The organism is Paenibacillus sedimenti (genome assembly GCF_014534655.1).
Lineage (GTDB): Bacteria > Bacillota > Bacilli > Paenibacillales > NBRC-103111 > Paenibacillus_E > Paenibacillus_E sedimenti.
This window is the reverse complement of sequence record NZ_JACVVD010000008.1, coordinates 202,575-222,760: the sequence shown is the minus strand read 5'-3', so window position 1 is coordinate 222,760 and position 20,186 is coordinate 202,575. Positions and strand designations below refer to the sequence as shown.

The following is a 20,186-nucleotide window of genomic DNA, read 5'->3' as shown; positions in this document are numbered from 1 at the left end:
AGACACTAGTTCTAATCGATTCCTATTTAAGGTAGTGGCTCCACCGGTACATTACCGATCGTAACGGCTTTCGTGAACTTTGCGGTCGTATTCTGTCTTAACCGCATATTGGCTGAACCGGAAACGCTCGGATTAATTTGGACATTTACGATTTTCTCCGCATGCCCGCTGGCATCAGCTGTCAATGAGAAGCTCGTACTGTAGCCGTAGGATGAAGGCCACGTGCCATTGCTGTTCTGTACTTTGGCGACTTGCGTACCGGAGCTGTTATAAATGCCGAGATTATAGCCGGATACCGTCGAATTCGCTGCTAATCCGTTCACAATGATTTTTACTTGGAACACATATTGATTCGGTAATGTGGATTGATGGATAAATGCATACGGATCGGTAGTATTGGTTGACGAGCTATATCCATAGGAGCCTGCTTTGAATGTTGTACGATCCCACCATTTGTAACCGGCGGCCGGCGTTGCCCAAGGTTCTGCTACGGGTTCAGTTGAATTAGCCGGCTGCTCCCAACTGTACAGTGTTGTAGCTGAATCAAGACTTAGACCAGGGACTTGCGTCAAGCTTGTGTACGATTCTTTGGTAGCCAGCCAATTAACCATGTTAACAAGCAGCGTGGCATCATTCTGCTCTTGGAATCCTGCGTAAGTGGTCTTCGTGCCGCCGTTCTCTTCTTTCTTATACTTCGGCGTTGCATCTTCAACCGGCGATGAATCACCGATGAAGCCGGCTTTACCTGCGCTTACTTTGGAAACAGCGACATACGGACCTTCGGCGACTCCTCCGCCGTTGTATACGCCTTGATCCACGGCGCTGGACCATTTGGCGCTTGTTGCAGGCAGGTACACAATGCCTTTGGCCTTATTAGGATCCGTGATCGCGAGCGTCGAGCCAGCATGCATGGCGACCGTGGAAACTCCACTCGTAATGTTAAATGCCTGTGATGGGCTAACAATGTTGTTTGCCGTAACATCGCCTATCGCATTGTAACGGAATCGTACGCCAAAGTTATCGGCCAACCAATCCGCACTCGCTACTCCTTGCATCGCTGTTGAGGCCGCTTCTTCCGTGCTCATGCCTTTTGCAGGATTGGTCCATGCCCCGCGCCTGTAACCGTTAAACACTTCTGAGGCGTCCCAACGATTCTTGTTTCGATCAGCATTATAATGATCGCCAACGAAGAAGATACTGCCGCCGCTTTGAACATACTGCAGCATGGCGCTTTGCTCGGAAGTCTTGTATGGAATGTTCGCTTCGCCGACGACAAATACATCGTACTCAGATAAATCCGAAAGCGTAATCGGACTTGTCTTACGAAGTTCTTTTACATAATAACCCGCATTGCCAAGCGCATTGGCGAAATCAGAGAACCCGCCGTCAATGACCCAGTCGGCTGCACCCGCCGTTTGACCGTGCGTATTGTCAAACAGCACCTTTTTCCCATTCGCTGTCGAAGGCGTAATTGTCGGAGCCGGATCGGTCGGTCCTTCCGCAAATGCTTGCGGTATCGTTCCTAAGAAAGATACCGATAATACGACGGTAAGAACAAGGCTCTTCCAGCTCTTTGTTCCAAACAAGCCTTTCTTCAACATCAAATCCCTCACCTTTTGGATAAATTAGCCAAGACTTGGCCTATCTATATCGTAGCACAAGTAAATGAGATCGGAATAGCATCCCGGAACGGATTTACAAAAGAAACAAAAATTTAGTGGCGTGCACAAAGGAATTGCGAAGTATAAAGTAGACGTGGTAATATTAAACTAATAAAGGAGCCGGCGGCAACCGGTTCCTTGACAAATAGATTACCCTCAAGGGTAATCGGCCGCATGAGCATTGATCTAATAGACCGCTGAGCGCGAACTCAAGAGCGGTCTATTTTCTTTTCATGTAGATTAACAATGCTATACACCAAAAAAAAGAACCAGCGTTCCCATTCAAGGAACCTGGTTCTTTTTCTATTCATTAACCCGTTACAACTTTAATTACATTGCGTACGGAGTTAGCTGTTTTATCCAAAGCCGCTTTCTCGTCTGCAGTCAGCTCGATATCCATAACTTTCTCGATACCATTGCCGCCAAGTACAGTCAGAACGCCCATGAACAGGTTGTCGTAGCCATACTCGCCTTCGAGAAGAGCGATTGTAGGGATGATGCGTTTTTTGTCTTTCAGGATTGCTTCAGTCATTTGTACAAGAGAAGCTGCTGGTGCGTAATAAGCACTGCCGTTACCAAGCAGGTTAACGATCTCGCCGCCGCCTGTACGCGTACGTTGAACGATCGCTTCGATACGGTCAGCTGGAATCAGCTTCTCGATCGGCACGCCGCCAGCGTAAGTGTAGCGAACGAGGGGAACCATGTCATCGCCGTGTCCGCCGATAACTACGCCCTTCACGTCTTCTACGGAGACGTTCAGCTCTTGGGAGATGAATGTCAGGTAACGAGCCGTATCGAGTACACCGGATTGACCGATTACGCGGTTTTTAGGGAATCCGAGCGCTTGGTAAGCTACGTAAGTCATCGCGTCAACCGGGTTACTCAAGATGATAACGATGGAGTTAGGAGCTACTTCTTTTACATTCTCACAAACGGATTTCACGATGCCTGCATTCGTGTTAACCAAGTCGTCGCGGCTCATGCCCGGTTTACGAGCGATACCTGCAGTAATGATCACGATGTCGGAATCAGCAGCATCCGCATAGCTGGAAGTACCTGTGATTTGGGAGTCGTAGCCTTGAACAGGACCCGCTTCGAGCATGTCGAGCGCTTTACCTTTTGTTGGGTTCTCCAGTTGTGGGATGTCAAGCAGAACAACGTCTCCGAGTTCTTTTTGAGCCAGCATAAGAGCAGTGGTTGCACCTGTGAAGCCCGCGCCGACAACGGTAATTTTATTACGACGGATTGCCATTTGAGGTATGCCTCCTAAGAGTTTTTATGGTGGAAATCTGATTTAAAAAATGGGATTAGCCCATGTTTTTGATGATTTCGTTAGCGAACTCGGAGCATTTGATTTCTTTCGCGCCTTCCATCAGACGAGCAAAGTCGTAAGTAACGGTTTTGTTGTTGATGGATGCTTCCATACCTTTGTAGATCAATTCAGCCGCTTCCAACCAGCCTAGGTGCTCAAGCAGCATAACGCCGGACAAGATGACGGAACCTGGGTTAACGACGTCAAGACCTGCGTATTTAGGAGCTGTACCATGAGTTGCTTCGAAGATCGCGTGACCAGTCAAGTAGTTGATGTTCGCGCCTGGAGCGATACCGATACCGCCAACTTGTGCAGCAAGAGCGTCAGACAGGTAGTCACCGTTCAGGTTCAATGTTGCGATGACATCGAAGTCAGTTGGACGAGTCAAGACTTGTTGCAGGGCGATGTCGGCAATCGCATCTTTTACGATGATTTTGCCAGCTGCTTCAGCGTCTTTTTGAGCTTTGTTCGCAGCTTCAGCGCCTTGCTCTTCTTTGATGCGGTCGTATTGAGCCCAAGTGAATGTTTTGTCGCCGAATTCACGCTCAGCCAGCTCGTAACCCCAGTTTTTGAACGCGCCTTCCGTGAATTTCATGATGTTGCCTTTGTGTACCAAAGTAACACTCTTACGGCCGTGTTTGATTGCGTACTCGATAGCCGCACGGATCAGACGCTCAGAACCTTCGGAGGATACTGGTTTAACACCGATACCGGAAGTTTCAGGGAAACGGATTTTCTTAACGCCCATTTCGTCTTGAAGGAATTTGATAACTTTTTTAACAGCTTCGGAACCGGACTCCCACTCGATACCTGCATAGATGTCCTCTGTATTCTCACGGAAAATAACCATATCGACCAGCTCAGGACGTTTAACCGGTGAAGGAACGCCTGTGAAGTAACGAACCGGACGGGAACATACATAAAGGTCAAGCTCTTGACGAAGCGCCACGTTCAGGGAACGGATACCGCCGCCAATTGGCGTAGTCAGAGGTCCTTTGATGGACACGATGTATTCGCGCATAGCTGTCAATGTATCGTTAGGCAACCAGTTGTTGAATTTGTTGAATGCTTTTTCGCCGGCAAATACTTCGTACCAAGCAATTTTTTTCTCGCCTTTATAGGCTTTTTCTACAGCTGCATCCAGAACGCGTTGGGAAGCCGCCCAGATGTCAGGCCCCGTACCGTCACCTTCGATGAAAGGGATGATTGGGTTGTTAGGAACTTGCAGAACACCGTTTTCGATGGTGATTTTTTGACCTTCTTTTGGAAGTTCGTAGGATTCGAATTGTGGCATGGAATTTCCTCCTTAAGATTATGGAAAATATGGTTTTTGAGTTACGCTTGCGCTTTTCCGTTACGTGCTTCGGCTGTTCACTCCGAGGGCATGGCGGATACACAAAAAGTGACGGGAGTTGCGGCACTCCCCCGGCTATACCGGGAACGGGTACCGAACTGCCCGCACCTTGAGCAAAAAGCTTCATATACTAGCAATTATCGTTCGCTAATTGGGATATATTTTTGGTTCACAGGACCCGTGTACTCTGCGCGAGGGCGGATCAAACGGTTGTTCTCGTATTGCTCCAGCATATGGGCTGTCCATCCGGATGTTCTGGAAATGGCGAAAATCGGCGTAAACAGGTCACGCGGAATTTCCAGGGACGTATACACAGATGCGGAGTAGAAGTCTACGTTTGGTTTCAAACCTTTGAGGCTGGTTACCAAATCATCGGCTTTAATGGACATATCGTACCATTTCATGTTGCCGGTGATTTTGCCCAGCTCGTAGGACATTTTTTGCAGGTGCTTCGCGCGAGGATCTCCGTTTTTATAAACACGGTGGCCGAAGCCCATGATTTTGTCTTTGCGCTCTAGTTTATCGTTGATGTAAGGAACAACGTTCTCTACAGTACCGATTTCTTCAAGCATCTCCATAACCGCTTCGTTCGCACCGCCGTGAAGAGGTCCTTTGAGCGTGCCGATCGCGGAAGTGATACCGGAGTAAATATCTGTAAGCGTTGCAACCGTAACGCGGGCTGCGAATGTGGAAGCATTCAGCTCGTGGTCAGCGTGAAGAACCAATGCTTTGTCCAAAGCTTCGATAGCAACTTTGTCCGGCTCTTTACCCGTCATTTGGTACAAGAAGTTAGCAGCTACAGTAGAATATCCTTTCGATTCCAAAGGCTCTTTGCCTTCACGAATACGTGCGAACGCCGCGATGATTGCAGGCACTTGCGCTTGTAATTTAATCGCTTTACGTACGTTTGCTTCCGGGCTCATGTCGTTCGCTTCTTCATCGTACAAGGCAAGTGCGGATACAGCCGTACGAAGAGCTGCCATAGAATTAACGTCTTTCGGATAAGATTTGATTTGCTCGATAACCGCAGCAGGCACCTTGCTGTTCGCGTTCAGGTCATTCTGCAATTTCTCAAGCTCGGATTGGCTAGGCAGCTTACCAAACCAAAGCAGGTAGATTACTTCTTCAAATGTCGCATTTTCTGCGAGGTCATCAATATCAATCCCGCGATACGTAAGGACACCATCTACAATGGAGCTGATCGACGAGGTCGTGGCTACAATTCCTTCCAAACCTTTGGTTGCAGTCATGGGAATCTCTCCTTAGCTACTTTATTAGCAAAAAATTGCTTTTTTCCTAACCTTAATAATAAAGGATTTCGTACGGTAAGTGAACAAAAGAGGACATAAAACTTCATTATCACTACCATAAAGAATCTTTTTGACGGAATTCGCGCTTCCGTCAGCATTTAAGAAATTGGCATTTTAGTATGGATTCTTAAACAACCTTTAACAAGTTTCTGTTAATTTTGTCGAAATATACTTACCATTCAGGAAAAGTTTGTCGGAAACGATGGAGATTGATACAATGTAGCCTAAGAACATCTATTTTTACGAAGCTTATACTTCGACGCCAGTTTTTCCGGCGAAAAACGCTAAGGAGCATAGATATGTGCAGCAACTTCAGTATCGGCATTATTGATATCGGGTCCAACTCCATCCGGCTTGTTATCTACGAAATCAATGCGCAAGGGGCATATCGTGTGGTGAGCGAGCATAAAGAGTCCGCAAGACTGAGTGAGCGTATCGGTCCGGACGGCCTTTTACATAACAAAGATATTCTCTCAGTTGTTCCCATTCTCGCACATTACTCGCTGCTGTGTAAAGCTCACAACGTGCAAACGATTAGAGCTGTAGCGACGGCTGCGATTCGCAATGCAGCGAATTCCGCTGATATCATTCGCACCCTCGAAGAGCAAACCGATCTTCGCATTGAAGTTCTGAGCGGAGCCGAAGAAGCCCGTTACGGCTTCCTTGGCGTCATTAATACCATCGATATCCGAGATGGGCTCATTATCGACATCGGCGGCGGAAGCACGGAAGTTACCCTGTTCCGCAATCGTGAACTGCTTCAGAGCGTGTCTTTTCCATTCGGTGCTGTGAATACAACCCGTCAATTTATGAAAAATGGAACGATTTCAGAGCAAGAAATTATGGGGATCCGCCATACGGTAGAGGAAGCCATCTCCTCTAATCCTTGGATCTCAAGCTCACCGAATCTACCTATGATCGGGCTTGGAGGTACTATACGAACACTAGGCAAAATGAGTCAAAAACTTAATAAATATTCCCTCCAGCTTGCACACAATTATGTGATGAAACCTGGCGAGCTCGATTATTTCCTTAGACTGCTATCCTCGATCCCTTTAGAAAAACGAAAAAAAATCGAAGGCCTGGCCAAAGAGCGAGCCGACATTATGATTCCAGGGCTTGTTATCTTAGACACAATATATGAGGCAGCACTCAGTTCACATTGTATCATAAGCGGTGCAGGACTTCGGGACGGTCTATTTTATGAAACATTTAACCCAGAACAGCCCAGGAAAAAGGATGTACTTGAGGCGAGCATTAACAACATGCTCCTACTCCATCCGAATGCAACAGTAAAACACGTACAGCATGTCGATAGACTCGCTATGAAGCTTTATGACGAACTCAATGTCGATCAAGCCTCAGGCGAACAGAGCAAACGTTACCTTCACGCGGCAGCTCTTCTATATCGGATAGGAGCAAGTATACATTATTATCAATTCACCAAACATACCCAGTACATGATAGCGCAAGCACGAATCGACGGGTTCAATCATCGGGAAATCGTTATCTGCTCCCTCATAGCCTCATACAAAACAAAAAGCCGGACCCACCAGCAGGTCCTTGCTTATAAGGACATTTTGATGGAATCCGACGAAGGCTTGATCGTAAAGCTGGGTTTACTGCTCCAATTAGCGATTGCCCTGGATCGAAGCGAGACGCAGCCTGTACAGGATGTGGAGCTGACTATAAAAGGGAAGACGCTTGCCATCAAACTTCAATGCGTCCACAACCCCCTTCACGAGCTAAAAGAACTAGCTGTGATCAGTAAAGATTTTGAGAAAGGCTGGGGTCTCAAGATTATGGCTCAAGCTGAAGCTTTTTCCAAGACATAATTTTCATCGCCTCGAACTGGCTCCGATAAGGGGTCAGTTCATTTTTTACCCGCGCATACATCCCGTTCGGCATTAGTTCTCTCGCTTTGACGTTGTCATTTAACGAAAGGCTAAGGATTTGGATCATCATTTTTTTCAACTGTCCATCGAGCACAGGACACATCAATTCAATACGGCGAGTTAAATTCCTCGTCATCCAGTCGGCCGAAGACAGATATATATCCACTTGCCCGCCGTTTTCGAAATAATAAATGCGGGAATGCTCCAGGAATCTGTCGACGATGCTCCGTACCGTAATGTTCTCACTCAATCCCGGCACTCCTGGACGCAAGCAGCATACACCGCGAATGATCAGGTCGATCTTAACCCCTGCCTGAGATGCCGCATAGAGCGCATCCACCATCTCCTGATTGGATAAAGAATTCATTTTTGCAATAATATGAGCCGGCCGGCCGGCTCTTGCATGCTCAGCTTCGCGCTCAATAAGCTCGAACAGTTTGATTCTCAAATCTGTCGGGGCGACTGCAAAAGACTGCCAGTTATGCGGCGCCGAATAGCCGGTAATTTCGTTGAAGAGCGCCGAAGCATCTTCTCCAATGACACCATTTGATGTGAAAAGGCCAACGTCGGTATACAAGCGAGCGGTGCTGTCATTATAATTGCCCGTACCAACGTGTACGTATCTGCGCAGCGTGTTTTCCTCTTGACGCACGACTAGGGTGATTTTGGCATGTGTTTTCAGCCCTACAAGGCCATAAACGACGTGACAGCCCGACTTTTCCAACTTGCGCGCCCATGCGATGTTACGCTCCTCGTCAAACCGAGCCTTCAGCTCAACGACAACCGTTACCTGCTTTCCGGACTCCGCGGCTCTGGCAAGCGCCTGGATGATCGGGGAATTCCCGCTAACTCTATACAAAGTCATCTTAATCGCGAGTACCTGCGGATCGTAGGCTGCATGAACAATAAAATCCGTAACCGCATCGAAAGATTCATAGGGGTGATGGACGAGCACGTCTTTTTGTTTCAACAAAGAGAAATAATCGCTTATATCCTCGAATTCAACCGGATATTTGGAAACCAGCCGCGGATATCGAAGATTGTCAAAGCCGTTCAAACTGCCTGCCAGCTTCATAAAGTAAGTAATATCGAGCGGACCGTCAATTTCAAAAATATACTCCGTAATCTCAAACTCATCCTGAAGCTGAGCAAGCGCATAAGGATGCATGCCCTCTTGCACTTCCAAACGCACCGGAGATCCCCAGCGCCTGCGCCGCAACTCCTTTTCAATCTCTTCGAGCAGGTCCTCGGCCCCTTCTTCATTCAACGTCAAATCCGCATTCCTCGTCAGTCGAAAACCATGAACGGCAATTGGCGTGTAGCCGCTAAAGAGCGACTGAATATGATGCTCAATTAGTTCCTCAAGCAAAATGAATTCCTGCTTCTTACTGTTAGGCCGCGTCGGGACCGGGATGTAGCGCGATAAGTTACTGGGTACTTGCACGATGGCAAAGTAAGGCTCATCATCAGGATCGTCTCCATCTCGTACCAGCACAACGGCTAAATATACCGATTGATTATGTACTAACGGAAATGGACGGCTCTGATCCACAGCCATAGGCGTTAGAACAGGGAAAATAATATCATGGTAATACGCATCCATCGCTTTCTTTTGGCTGGCATTCAATTCCTCGTATTCGGTGAATACGATGCCCTCTTTAGTAAGCTGCCTGTTGATCTCCCGGTATGTTTTGTATTGTTCGGACACCATTTTGGCTATGCGTTTCATAATGCGTTTGATTAATCCGGCAGGGGTGTAGCCTGTAAAGTCCTTTTTGTTATAGCCAGCTTTCATTTGATCCAGTAGTCCTGCGACGCGGACACTCATGAACTCATCCAGATTGCTGGAGACGATAGACAAAAACTTCACGCGCTCAAGTAACGGAGTACTCGGATCTTGAGCCTCCTGCAGTACGCGACGATTAAACTCGATCCAGCTCAGATCCCGGTTCAAGTACATCGACGATACTTCATTCATTTCCTTGAGCTCTTTGACTTCCTTCGCTGCGGGTTCTCTTGCAATACTCATAAAGCCTCCGTTAATGATGTTCTAATTTTCGACATTCGTACCCTCATTGTACTATGCTCCAGGTGGACGGACAATGCAGAAAGTCCCCTCTTGAAATATTAAGATTTTGTAAATAAAACTTTTATCGAAGTCCTTTCCAAGTAGCCAGACCGCTTTTAGAGGAAGTTTTATATGCCAATAAGAATTTTTATTATCCGATTAATCGGAAACTAATAAATCCTTATGTGGTAAATGTGAATGGATTTTCGTATTCTTCCTTGAACGTGTTACAATACAACTATGTTGAAGCAAGGAGAGAAAATACCATGAATATCCTCAATCCGCGCTTAGTTCATCAAATTTTCAGAGGCATCTGGGTAGCCATCATTGTACTGCTTCTCGGCTTAGCCCTTTATTATGTTACCCCGTTGATTTATCCGTTTATTTTCGGCTGGCTCATTGCCCTCTTGCTGAACCCGCTCGTTAATTTTTTCCATTTTAAAATGAAGCTGCCGCGCTGGCTCGCCGTAACCCTATCCATGCTTTTGTTTTTGGGTGCAATGATCACGGCCATAACCGTGCTGGTCGCCAATATCATTGTGGAATTAGGCTCTTTAGCCGAAACGCTGCAGGATCAGATTAACCGCTGGGCCGATCAATTTAACGTTTTCATTAACTCTACGGCTTTCCAAGATTGGATCGAAAGGATTAATGAATTTTTTGAAAGCAACCCCAAATATCAAGAAACAGTCAACAATAATTTATCTTCGACAGCCGGATCTATAGCAGATGTCAGCAAACATATTATCGGGTATGTGTTCGGTACGTTGAAAGGGTTCTTGACCTCCTTGCCCAACATTGCGACATTAACGATTATCGTCTTGCTGGCCACTTTTTTCATTAGCAAGGATTGGTATCAGCTTATAAGCAGATACAAGGGCATCTTCTCGGATACGATCGTGAAGACCACGAAGCTTATAAGGAACGATTTGCAAAAAGCGTTATTCGGTTACTTACGTGCCCAACTCATTCTTGTCTCTCTCACAGCGCTGGTTGTCATTATCGGCCTGCTCGTGCTCAATGTGAACTATGCGATAACCATTGGCTTGCTGACCGGTTTAGCGGACTTAATGCCGTACTTAGGAACGGGAGCCGTTATGGTACCTTGGATTCTCTATGTATTTTTCGCACAAGGAGATATTTATCTGGGGATAGGTCTTAGTGTCCTATACGGTGTCATTGTCATTGCCCGGCAAATCATGGAGCCCAAAGTATTAGCCTCATCCGTTGGTCTAGAACCATTGGCGACATTAATCGCTATGTTTGTTGGACTGCAATTGTTCGGGTTAGTCGGACTGATTATCGGACCCGTGACGCTTCTGATTATATTTGCGTTCTATAGGGCGCGTATTTTCCACGATATCGCCGCATACATACAAAAAGGCTCAGCCTCCTCTGATTAGAGAGAGTGCTGAGCTTTTTCATAGGGTATTATTTACGGAAGAAAAAGTTAATTCGACCCTTGCCTATTTGCTTCTGGATCAAAGACAGGAACAGTACTTTGAAGATCGGACGCGTAAATGGAAACACAAGTAAAAAACCTAGAATGTCAGTGACAAAGCCCGGCGTTATTAATAAAATGCCGCCTACGAAAATACAAATTCCGTCCAGCAGGTGTTTAGCGGGCAACTGACCTTGCGACCATTCATATCGGGCATACTCCCACACCTTGCTCCCTTCGCGTTTAGCAAAATAAGCACCCAGGAAGCCGCTTAGCACGATCAGCGCAAAAGTAGTCCAGCCTCCAATGAAATGACCAAGCGTAATCATAAAGGCGATTTCTATCGCAGGCACAACGATAAAGACAGCAAGCAGCAATCGAAACATGGGCTCATCTCCTCTCTGTGAGCAGCTGCCATAAATCCGGCGCTTCCTTTTCTATACGTACGGGCTTCCAAGAAGGATTCACCCAGACGTGGCGGGTTGTACCGGTTACCAGCAATTCCCCTTCCGGTTCATGTACGCCTGTCGAATGAACTTCAGTAATTTTGCGGATTTCATAGGCGAAATCTATACGAATGCTGCTAGACTCGGATATGCGTGTGTAAATACTTACCAGATCGTCATAGCGAGCCGGTTTCTTGAACTTGGCATCCGCTTCAACAAGGGGCAGAAGAAGCCCTTTCTCCTCAATTTTACGGTAAGGGTATCCAAGCTCTCTAATAAGCTCGGTTCGTCCGATCTCAAACCAAGTCAAATAATTGGCATGATACACGACCCCCATTTGATCGGTTTCTTCATAACGTACGCGAAGTTGATGTTGGTGCCATGTCTGCGTGCTCATGTTCTATGCCTCCTGTACAAAAAAGAGTGAAGCCGAGAACGATCTCGCTTCACTCTTGCTGTTATTTCAATCCCTTACAGAACTTTCGCCTGGCCGGAGTAGATCACGCCGACCTCCGGGTAGATGGATACTTCCGTACCGTCTTGAATTAAGTCGGTTGCACGTTCTACACCTACAATTACAGGGATGCCGAGGCTTAACGCAACAACGGCTGCGTGAGAAGTGATGCCGCCCACTTCCGTAATTAATGCGGAAGCTTTTTGGACTGCCGGCATGTATTCTCTGTCAGTAGAAATGGTAACAAGAACCGCACCGTCAACCATTTTGGCATTCGCTTCTTCAGGAGTGCGTGCAGTCACAACTTTACCGGTAGCTGTTTGAGTACCGATCCCTGTACCCTTGGCAATCATCTCGCCGACGTGATGTACCTTGATCAGGTTCGTGGTTCCGGAGCGGCCAACAGGTACGCCTGCCGTAATCACAACGATGTCGCCAAGGCTTACGATGCCTGTTTTGATACTGCTGTCAACAGCAAGGTTGAACAGCTCGTCCGTTGTTTTCGCTTCAACGCCTTTAACCGGAATAACACCCCATACAAGGGAAAGACGGCGAATAACTTGCTCGTTAGGCGTTACAGCGATGATAGGCGCTTTCGGACGGTATTTGGATACCATTCTGGCTGTATATCCGCTTTCTGTTGAAGTAAGAATCGCTTTCGCGCCAAGCTCCAGAGCCGAGTTCGCAACAGCTTGCGAGATTGCCTCAGTCACCGTAACTTGCTGCGCTTGCGCTTGTCGAAGGAAGATCTCTTTATATTCCAAAGCTGCTTCCGCACGTTCAGCAATGCGAGCCATCGTTTGTACGGATTCAACAGGATACTTACCAGCAGCTGTTTCACCGGACAACATAACAGCATCCGTACCGTCAAAAACGGCGTTCGCTACGTCACTTGCTTCTGCGCGAGTCGGACGAGGGTTACGCTGCATAGAATCCAGCATCATCGTCGCCGTAATAACCGGTTTACCAACGATGTTACATTTCTTAATCATTTGCTTTTGAACGACTGGCACATCTTCCGCCGGGATTTCAACGCCAAGGTCTCCACGGGCAACCATCAGACCATCGGATACTTCCAAAATTTCGTCTAAGTTCTCGACGCCCTCCTGGTTTTCGATTTTACTAATGATTTGAATGTGAGTCGCATTGTGTCTCTCGAGCAGCTCGCGAATTTCCATAACGTCGCTTGCTTTACGCACGAAGGATGCCGCGATAAAGTCAACGCCTTGCTCGATACCGAATACGATATCGTTGGCGTCTTTGTCCGTGATGCCTGGAAGGCTTATTTTCACGCCAGGTACGTTTACGCCTTTTTTGCTTTTAATCGTTCCGCCGTTCACGATGCGGCATTCGATGTCTGTACCGCGAATGTCTACGACCGTTAATCCGATCAGACCGTCATCGATCAGGATCGTGGAACCTACTTGAACATCGCGCGGCAGGTTCTCGTATGTAACCGAGATGCGGTCAGCGTCGCCAAGAATCTCTTCGGTCGTGAGGATGATGTGCTTGTCCTGAACAAGCTCGATCGGCTCTTCTTTCAATTTGCCGGTACGGATTTCCGGCCCTTTGGTGTCTAATAAAATCGCTGCTGTTTTGCCTGTTTCTTCGCATGCTGCGCGAAGGTTGCGGATCCGTGCGCCGTGCTCCTCAAAATCTCCATGGGAGAAGTTGAGACGGGCAACGTTCATTCCAGCTTCAAGAAGCTTTTTTAAATTTTCTTTTGATTCGCTTGCAGGTCCAATCGTACAGACAATTTTCGTTTTACGCATGGTTACCCTCCTGAATAAATGTGAACCTACCGATGTCTCTAAATTTACGGTATCGGCCCTCGAGCAGCTCCTGTTCAGTCATGCTCAGCAATGGCTGAAGTTGTTCCCAGATTGCATCTTTAATGAATTCCGCTTGCGCCGATGGATCCCGATGCGCTCCGCCTTTCGGCTCCGGAATAATGCCGTCGATCACGCCAAGATCCATAATATGATCGGCCGTAATTTTCATTGCTTCTGCCGCATGCAAAGCTTTGGAAGCATCTTTATATAAAATGGAAGCAGCACCTTCCGGACTGATTACCGAATAGATAGCATTTTCCAACATTAACACCTTATTGCCGACGCCTAATGCGAGTGCGCCGCCGCTCCCGCCTTCACCAATGACAATGCAGATGATCGGCACGCGAAAAGAGGCCATTTCCAGCAAATTTCTGGCAATCGCTTCACCTTGGCCGCGCTCTTCCGCTGCATTCCCCGGGAATGCGCCTTTAGTATCGATGAACGTAACGATAGGACGCTTAAACTTGTTTGCTTGACGCATCAATCGAAGCGCCTTGCGGAAGCCTTCCGGATGCGGACATCCGAAATTGCGGGCGATATTGTCTTTGGTATCTTTCCCTTTTTGGTGACCCACAACGGTGACCGGTACGCCGTTCAACTTGGCTAGTCCGCCAACGATCGCAAGGTCGTCCCCATACAGCCTGTCTCCGTGAAATTCAATAAAATCAGTAAAAATGGATTGAATATAATCAATTGTCGTCGGCCTTTGCGGATGACGAGCGAGCTGCATCTTCTCGGCAGAAGACATATTTGCATAAAGCTCATCCTCAAGCTCGGCGTATCTTTCTTCCAATCGGCGTATTTCTTCTGAAAAGTCAATCTGTTTCTCTGCGCCAAATTTGCGAAGCTCAGCAATTTTACTCTTCAGTTCTGCCAATGGCTGTTCAAATGGCATCTCACCCGCCATAAGTCACATCCCCCTTCACTCCGTGCATGTCGAGCAGCTTGATTAACGTAGGCCTCATGTCTTTGCGGCTCACGACTTTATCGAGCTGACCATGCTCCAGGTTGAATTCAGACGTTTGGAAATTGTCCGGGAGCTTCTGTTTAATTGTCTGCTCAATGACGCGGCGGCCTGTGAATCCGAACGGTGCCGCAGGTTCAGCGATAATAATATCGCCGAGCATAGCGAAGCTGGCTGAAACGCCGCCGAAAGTCGGATCCGTAATAACCGAAATGAATAATCCGCCTTCCTCGCTAAGCTTGGACAATGCAGCGCTTGTCTTCGCCATTTGCATCAGGCTTAAGATGCTTTCCTGCATGCGGGCTCCACCCGAAGTGGAATAAATAATAATCGGGTACTTCTTCTGAATGGCCATTTCTACTGCTCTTGTTATTCTTTCTCCTACAACGGAGCCTAGCGATCCGCCCATGAAGTCAAAGCTCATCGCCGCGATAACAACCGGATACCCGCCAATCGTACCTTCACCGGTGATTATGGCATCCTGCAGATTCGTAGAGCTTTTGGCTTTATCCAGTTTCTCTATATAGTCCGGAAACTGTAAAGGATCCTCTGAGATCATGTTGTTGTCGTATTCGAAAATCCGACCTTCGTCGAGTGTCATCTGGATGCGTTCCATCGCGTTTAATCGATAATGATAGCCGCAGGCTGTACAAACTTTCAGGTTCTTCTCCAGCTCTTTGCTTGTCTGAATCGTACCGCATTTCGGACATTTATTCATTAAACCCTCGGGAATTTCCCTTTTTGTTCGCTCGGAAGGAATGGTCGCATATTTTCGTTTTTGAAATAGATCCTTTAGCACTTTTCCACCTCTACTTGGCTTTTATCGTGATAATCTGACAAGCCACGTTACTTACTTCTACATCCGCTATCTATGTAAAATAGAATTCAGCACTTCCTGCACTTCTTCCACTTCCCCTGCGGGAACGAGAATTTCGAACTGGTTTTTGGACAGGTTGATACCTCGAACCTGCACGAGAAATCCTTCCTCCGATAGCTTCTGTTTAATCCGCTCTGCGATTCTGGCGGTAGGAGCTATGTAAATCACCGTCCACATGAAAAAAAACCTCCTATGAAGTGCAACGACCTGTATAAAGTGCGAGAGTTGGCAACGATGACTTGATAAACATCATATAGGCATAGGCACACACAATGGAATAATGATATCATAACTACTCTTTTTCCCGCAACAGAGCACAACCTGAATAAGCTAGTCCAGACGAAGTTTGGAGCTATAATCAGGTGCATTTTCGTTTTGATGGGCGATTCTCGCGGAGGCCGCAGCTGCAAGCCCGCAGACAAGATCATCGAGAAAGACATGCACGGCAGCCCGATTATCATTCAAAGCCCGGATGATGCCGATCTTCTCTTTGTCCAAATATCCAAAGCTGGTGAGTCCGATCATGCCATAGACATGAACAATGCCTAGGGCTAGCGTCTCATCTACGCCGAATAAAGGCTCATCCACCTCAAGAATCGACTGAAGCGGCTCGGGGAGGAGCTTTTTCTCAGCCAATTCATCGAGAGCTATGCCCGTATAGAGCGTATACTGCACTTCGCGCTTGGCCAGGACGGCCAGCACGCTGTCTGCGCATTCTTCTATAGTAAGTTTATCATTATAGGGCTTTTGCAGTTTAAATACAATTTCAGCGATCTGCTCGATGGTAACGCCGCGCTTTTGCAGCAGTTGGATCATCAGTTGTTCGGTCATAACTTTCCTCCTTATATAAACCCGAATTCCCATACATACGGGTTCCTATTTATATGCGGAGGAAGAGGACATTATTTCACCCGAACGGAATCTTTGCCCATGATCGTCTCGATCATGCGCAGCAGCTCCTTCGAGGGATCGACCAGGTATTGATCGCTGAGGGCCAAGAGCTTGCCGCTGCTTTCGTAGAAGAGCGCAACAGCGAGTGGCCCCTTGTGCAGCTTCAGCAGAGCCTTCAGCTGAAGCAGCTTGTCCGGCTGCTCGCAATCAGCCGAGATCTTGACGAACACCCGCTGAGCCTTCGGCTCAACAGCGGGTGCAGGACGCGCGATGCCCGCAGCCTGCGGCCGGGCAGCGCTCGTCCGCGCAGGCTGCGCCGCTGCGCGTGAGCCTGCGGCAGCCGCGCGATGCGGCCGATCGTTGACTCCGTCAACCGATCGCCTATGCATCCCAGGCTGCCGGCGGATCCGCTGGACGGCCGCAGGGTCGTCCAGCGCGGCAAGCTGCTCCGCGAGCAGCTTGGGCGGATCCTCGTCCTGAAGCTGCAGCTTCGCCCGGACGAGGACAAGCCGCCCTTTCTGCACGAGCGGAGCCGCTTGCTTCCAGGTCTCGGGGAACAAGACCACCTCGACCTTATCGATGCGATCCTCCAGCTCCATGAACGCCATGGGCTGGCCTTTCTTCGTGACGATCGTCTTGTTCGAGAGGATCATCCCCGCTACAATGACTTCGCTGTTATCCGGCAGCTCCTGAAGCTCATGGAGCTTGTCGGCTTCCAGCTCGGCAAGCACTTCCATGTATGCGTCAAGCGGATGTCCCGAAATATACATGCCAAGCAGTTCCTTCTCGAATTCCAACTGCCTGCTCTGCGCCATCGGCGGGATATCCGGCACTTCCACTTCCCAGTTCGGCTCTTCGACAAAGCCGAACAAATGAAGCTGCAAATCGTCCCGCTCCTTGCGCCATTTCGTTGCCGAAGCGATCGTCTCGTCCAAAATCGCCATCAGCTGCGCGCGATGTCCTCCGAGCGTATCGAATGCGCCGCCCTGTATGAGCGATTCGATGACCCGCTTGTTGCAGACGCGAAGGTCGACCCGCCTGCAAAAATCAAGCAAGCTCTCAAACGGCCCCTGCTTGCGCTCGCTCAGAATCGCATCGATCGCATGGGTGCCTACGTTTTTGATCGCTGCAAGCCCGAAGCGGATCGCGCCTTGCCGATCCGGCGTAAACACCGTTCCGCTGCCGTTCACGTCCGGCGGCAGCACAGCCATCTTCATCCGCCGGCATTCGTCGACGTACTCGGCTACTTTTCGGTGATTGCCCATAACGGCCGTTAACATCGAGGCCATGAAATAGACCGGATAATGCGCCTTGAGGTAAGCGGTTTGGAAAGCAAGTACCCCATACGCCGTGGCATGCGCTCTAGGGAAGCCATAATCGGCAAAGCGGACAATCATATCATAGACACGATTGGCATCCTCGGCTTCAAAACCTTGCTTCAAGCTGCCCGCAACGAAATGCGCGCGTTCTTCATCGAGCACTTCCCGCTTTTTCTTGGAAACGGCTCTTCGCAACAGATCCGCTTCACCCAGACTGAAGCCCGCCATGGAGGAAGCGATTTGCATAATTTGCTCTTGATACACGATAATGCCATACGTATCACGGAGAATCGGTTCAAGCGCAGGATGAGGATAGACAACCTCCATCAGACCGTGCTTACCCGCAATGTATTTGGGAATAAATTCCATAGGTCCCGGACGATACAGCGCCAGAACCGAAATAATATCTTCAAAAACGGAAGGCTTCAAGTCTTTGAGCACTTTCTTGAAGCCGTTGCCCTCCATTTGAAAGACGCCTGTCGCGTCGCCTTTGCTCAGCATTTCGTACGTGAGAAGATCCTGATCCATATTCAGCTTGTTAAAATCAATGCGTACGCCTTCCATTTGTTCGATCCAGTTCAGCGTCCGTTCAATAATCGAAAGCGTCCGCAGCCCGAGGAAATCCATTTTCAAAAGACCGATCGCTTCCAGATGCTCCATCGTATACTGCGTAAGAGCCGTCTGCGCCGTTCCTTCTTGCAAAGGGACATACTGCGTTAACGGTTCTCTTGAAATGACGACCCCGGCCGCATGCGTCGAAGCATGACGGGGCATGCCTTCCACCCGCATCGCCATTTGCAGCAATTCAGCCGTTTTCGGCTGTCTCTCGGTTAACGTTTTGAGCTCAGGACTCACCTGCAGCGCCTCCGACAGCGTCATCCCGAGCTGGTTCGGAATCGTTTTCGCAGCCCGGTCGACTTCACCGTAAGGCAAGTTCAACACTCTGCCCACATCCCGCACCGCAGCCTTGGCTGCCATCGTTCCGAACGTAATAATCTGGGCAACATGCTCTTGACCATATTTGGCCACCACATAATCAATGACTTCGTCCCGTCGTTCATCGCTAAAGTCGATATCGATATCCGGCATCGTAATCCGTTCGGGATTAAGGAATCTTTCGAAGAGCAGCTTGTATTGCAGCGGATCGACATTGGTAATGCGCAGCACATACGCGACGAGGCTGCCGGCTGAGGAGCCCCGCCCTGGCCCCGTCATAATGTCCTTTTCATGGGCGAACCGGATGAAATCCCACACGATTAAAAAGTAATCCGAGAACCCCATCTTTTCTATGACGCCAAGTTCGTAGTAGAGCCGTTCCTCCGCTAGCTTTTTCAGCTGAGAATCAAGTTCTTGCCACTCCGGCTTACCTCCATACCGCTGTTCCATTCCTTGTAAGCATAACTCTTTTAAATAAGCTCCTGCTGTCAGGTCCTCGGCTATCGGGCGGAATTTAGGAAGGATCGACTTGCCGAACTCCAGTTCGAGATTGCATCGCGAAGCGACGACAGCTGTATTGGTCAGCGCTTCAGGGACATGGACGAACAAACGTCTCATCTCCTCATCGCTTTTCAAATACATCTGGCTCGTCCCCATTCGCAGCCTGTCTTTGTCTTCGACCGTTTTGCCGGTGCCTATGCAAATAAGAATGTCTTGAACGACATGATCCGGTTCGCGCACATAATGCACGTCATTCGTCGCAATAAGCGGAATTCCGGTTGCCTTGCTGAGCTCAATCATCTCGACCATCACTTTTTTCTGCTCAATCATGCCATGATCTTGAATTTCGAGAAAGAAATCATCTCCGAAAATATCGCGATAGCGTTCGGCCGCTTTGCGCGCTTCTTCTTTCCGGTCATGCAGCAAGTGCTGAGAAATTTCGCTGCCTAAGCAGGAACTCAAACAAATGAGCCCCTCGGCATGCTTCGACAAATGCTCATAATCAATTCGCGGTTTATAGTGAAAACCTTGTAAATGACCGATCGAGCAGAGCTTCATCAGATTTTGATAGCCTTGTTGATTCTTGGCAAGCAGTATAAGGTGATAAATCGGCTGTTCCTGCCTCGTCCCCTTTTCCCGGATAGAGCCTGCCGTATAATAAACCTCACAGCCAATAATCGGCTTGATGCCACGCTGCTTGCATGCTTTATAAAAGGCAATTGCCCCGTACATAACACCGTGATCCGTCAGAGCCAGAGAAGTCATGCCGAGAGCAGCCGCTTGCGAAACCAGCTCCTCCATACGCGCAGCACCGTCTAATAAGCTATATTCACTATGTACATGCAGATGGACAAACGAACTCATTCAGCATTTCCTCCTGTCTCACATTTTTTAATTATCTTATCATAATGAACCCTGCCAGTCC

The 20,186-nt window shown here is 48.4% G+C and carries 15 protein-coding genes; 2 read left to right on the top strand and 13 right to left on the bottom strand.

Annotated features, from left to right (window positions below; genetic code table 11):
• Positions 1-26 precede the first annotated feature (26 nt).
• The 4 genes from ICC18_RS21840 to citZ form a co-directional block, all read right to left on the bottom strand.
• Entirely contained in the window at positions 27-1,601 is a 1,575-nt protein-coding gene (locus ICC18_RS21840; protein ID WP_188176571.1) for a DNA-binding protein, read from the bottom strand.
• Positions 1,602-1,971: 370 nt separating this feature from the next.
• Positions 1,972-2,913: a malate dehydrogenase gene (gene mdh / locus ICC18_RS21835; protein ID WP_188176570.1), complete on the bottom strand. Its 942-nt coding sequence runs from the start codon at positions 2,911-2,913 to the stop codon at positions 1,972-1,974.
• 55 nt (positions 2,914-2,968) lie between these two features.
• On the bottom strand, positions 2,969-4,267 hold the full coding sequence (icd, locus tag ICC18_RS21830; protein WP_188176569.1) for an NADP-dependent isocitrate dehydrogenase: 1,299 nt from the start codon (positions 4,265-4,267) through the stop codon (positions 2,969-2,971).
• Positions 4,268-4,464: 197 nt separating this feature from the next.
• Positions 4,465-5,577: a citrate synthase gene (gene citZ / locus ICC18_RS21825; RefSeq protein WP_188176568.1), complete on the bottom strand. Its 1,113-nt coding sequence runs from the start codon at positions 5,575-5,577 to the stop codon at positions 4,465-4,467.
• Between the two features lie 359 nt (positions 5,578-5,936).
• On the opposite strand from citZ, the gene ICC18_RS21820 reads away from it, so the two are divergent.
• Positions 5,937-7,472, top strand: coding sequence for a Ppx/GppA phosphatase family protein (locus ICC18_RS21820; protein WP_188176567.1), 1,536 nt, complete (start codon positions 5,937-5,939; stop codon positions 7,470-7,472).
• Here the strand turns inward: ICC18_RS21820 and ICC18_RS21815 are convergent.
• Positions 7,438-9,510 (bottom strand): RNA degradosome polyphosphate kinase, encoded by a 2,073-nt coding sequence (locus tag ICC18_RS21815; RefSeq protein ID WP_376745659.1) that lies wholly within the window; start codon positions 9,508-9,510, stop codon positions 7,438-7,440. The genes ICC18_RS21820 and ICC18_RS21815 overlap by 35 nt on opposite strands.
• A gap of 356 nt (positions 9,511-9,866) precedes the next feature.
• Between ICC18_RS21815 and ytvI the strand changes: the two genes are divergently transcribed.
• Positions 9,867-11,003 (top strand): sporulation integral membrane protein YtvI, encoded by a 1,137-nt coding sequence (gene ytvI / locus ICC18_RS21810; protein ID WP_188176565.1) that lies wholly within the window; start codon positions 9,867-9,869, stop codon positions 11,001-11,003.
• Positions 11,004-11,031: 28 nt separating this feature from the next.
• Here the strand turns inward: ytvI and ICC18_RS21805 are convergent, their stop codons facing one another.
• From ICC18_RS21805 to ICC18_RS21770, 8 genes are all read right to left on the bottom strand, one after another.
• Positions 11,032-11,427 (bottom strand): FxsA family protein, encoded by a 396-nt coding sequence (locus tag ICC18_RS21805; RefSeq protein ID WP_188176564.1) that lies wholly within the window; start codon positions 11,425-11,427, stop codon positions 11,032-11,034.
• Between the two features lie 4 nt (positions 11,428-11,431).
• Positions 11,432-11,884: an acyl-CoA thioesterase gene (locus ICC18_RS21800; protein WP_188176563.1), complete on the bottom strand. Its 453-nt coding sequence runs from the start codon at positions 11,882-11,884 to the stop codon at positions 11,432-11,434.
• 74 nt (positions 11,885-11,958) lie between these two features.
• Positions 11,959-13,713 (bottom strand): pyruvate kinase, encoded by a 1,755-nt coding sequence (gene pyk, locus ICC18_RS21795; protein ID WP_188176562.1) that lies wholly within the window; start codon positions 13,711-13,713, stop codon positions 11,959-11,961.
• Positions 13,706-14,680: an acetyl-CoA carboxylase carboxyltransferase subunit alpha gene (locus ICC18_RS21790; RefSeq protein ID WP_188176561.1), complete on the bottom strand. Its 975-nt coding sequence runs from the start codon at positions 14,678-14,680 to the stop codon at positions 13,706-13,708. Before ICC18_RS21790 ends, pyk begins: the two co-directional genes overlap by 8 nt.
• On the bottom strand, positions 14,670-15,536 hold the full coding sequence (accD, locus tag ICC18_RS21785) for an acetyl-CoA carboxylase, carboxyltransferase subunit beta (RefSeq protein ID WP_188176560.1): 867 nt from the start codon (positions 15,534-15,536) through the stop codon (positions 14,670-14,672). The genes ICC18_RS21790 and accD overlap by 11 nt, the downstream gene beginning before the upstream one ends.
• Positions 15,537-15,602: 66 nt before the next feature.
• Positions 15,603-15,791: a glutamate decarboxylase gene (locus ICC18_RS21780; protein ID WP_188176559.1), complete on the bottom strand. Its 189-nt coding sequence runs from the start codon at positions 15,789-15,791 to the stop codon at positions 15,603-15,605.
• 153 nt (positions 15,792-15,944) lie between these two features.
• Positions 15,945-16,445, bottom strand: a complete 501-nt coding sequence (locus tag ICC18_RS21775; protein WP_188176558.1) for a phosphatidylglycerophosphatase A family protein — start codon at positions 16,443-16,445, stop codon at positions 15,945-15,947.
• Between the two features lie 71 nt (positions 16,446-16,516).
• On the bottom strand, positions 16,517-20,125 hold the full coding sequence (locus ICC18_RS21770) for a DNA polymerase III subunit alpha (RefSeq protein WP_188176557.1): 3,609 nt from the start codon (positions 20,123-20,125) through the stop codon (positions 16,517-16,519).
• Between the last annotated feature and the right edge of the window lie 61 nt (positions 20,126-20,186).

What these genes read in the sequence shown, in the direction of transcription:
- ICC18_RS21840 (WP_188176571.1), bottom strand. Translation starts at nt 1,601, where the DNA reads ATGTTGAAGAAAGGCTTGTTTGGAACAAAGAGCTGGAAGAGCCTTGTT.
- mdh (WP_188176570.1), bottom strand. Translation starts at nt 2,913, where the DNA reads ATGGCAATCCGTCGTAATAAAATTACCGTTGTCGGCGCGGGCTTCACA.
- icd (WP_188176569.1), bottom strand. Translation starts at nt 4,267, where the DNA reads ATGCCACAATTCGAATCCTACGAACTTCCAAAAGAAGGTCAAAAAATC.
- citZ (WP_188176568.1), bottom strand. Translation starts at nt 5,577, where the DNA reads ATGACTGCAACCAAAGGTTTGGAAGGAATTGTAGCCACGACCTCGTCG.
- ICC18_RS21820 (WP_188176567.1), top strand. Translation starts at nt 5,937, where the DNA reads ATGTGCAGCAACTTCAGTATCGGCATTATTGATATCGGGTCCAACTCC.
- ICC18_RS21815 (WP_376745659.1), bottom strand. Translation starts at nt 9,510, where the DNA reads ATGAATGAAGTATCGTCGATGTACTTGAACCGGGATCTGAGCTGGATC.
- ytvI (WP_188176565.1), top strand. Translation starts at nt 9,867, where the DNA reads ATGAATATCCTCAATCCGCGCTTAGTTCATCAAATTTTCAGAGGCATC.
- ICC18_RS21805 (WP_188176564.1), bottom strand. Translation starts at nt 11,427, where the DNA reads ATGTTTCGATTGCTGCTTGCTGTCTTTATCGTTGTGCCTGCGATAGAA.
- ICC18_RS21800 (WP_188176563.1), bottom strand. Translation starts at nt 11,884, where the DNA reads ATGAGCACGCAGACATGGCACCAACATCAACTTCGCGTACGTTATGAA.
- pyk (WP_188176562.1), bottom strand. Translation starts at nt 13,713, where the DNA reads ATGCGTAAAACGAAAATTGTCTGTACGATTGGACCTGCAAGCGAATCA.
- ICC18_RS21790 (WP_188176561.1), bottom strand. Translation starts at nt 14,680, where the DNA reads ATGGCGGGTGAGATGCCATTTGAACAGCCATTGGCAGAACTGAAGAGT.
- ICC18_RS21780 (WP_188176559.1), bottom strand. Translation starts at nt 15,791, where the DNA reads ATGTGGACGGTGATTTACATAGCTCCTACCGCCAGAATCGCAGAGCGG.
- ICC18_RS21775 (WP_188176558.1), bottom strand. Translation starts at nt 16,445, where the DNA reads ATGACCGAACAACTGATGATCCAACTGCTGCAAAAGCGCGGCGTTACC.
- ICC18_RS21770 (WP_188176557.1), bottom strand. Translation starts at nt 20,125, where the DNA reads ATGAGTTCGTTTGTCCATCTGCATGTACATAGTGAATATAGCTTATTA.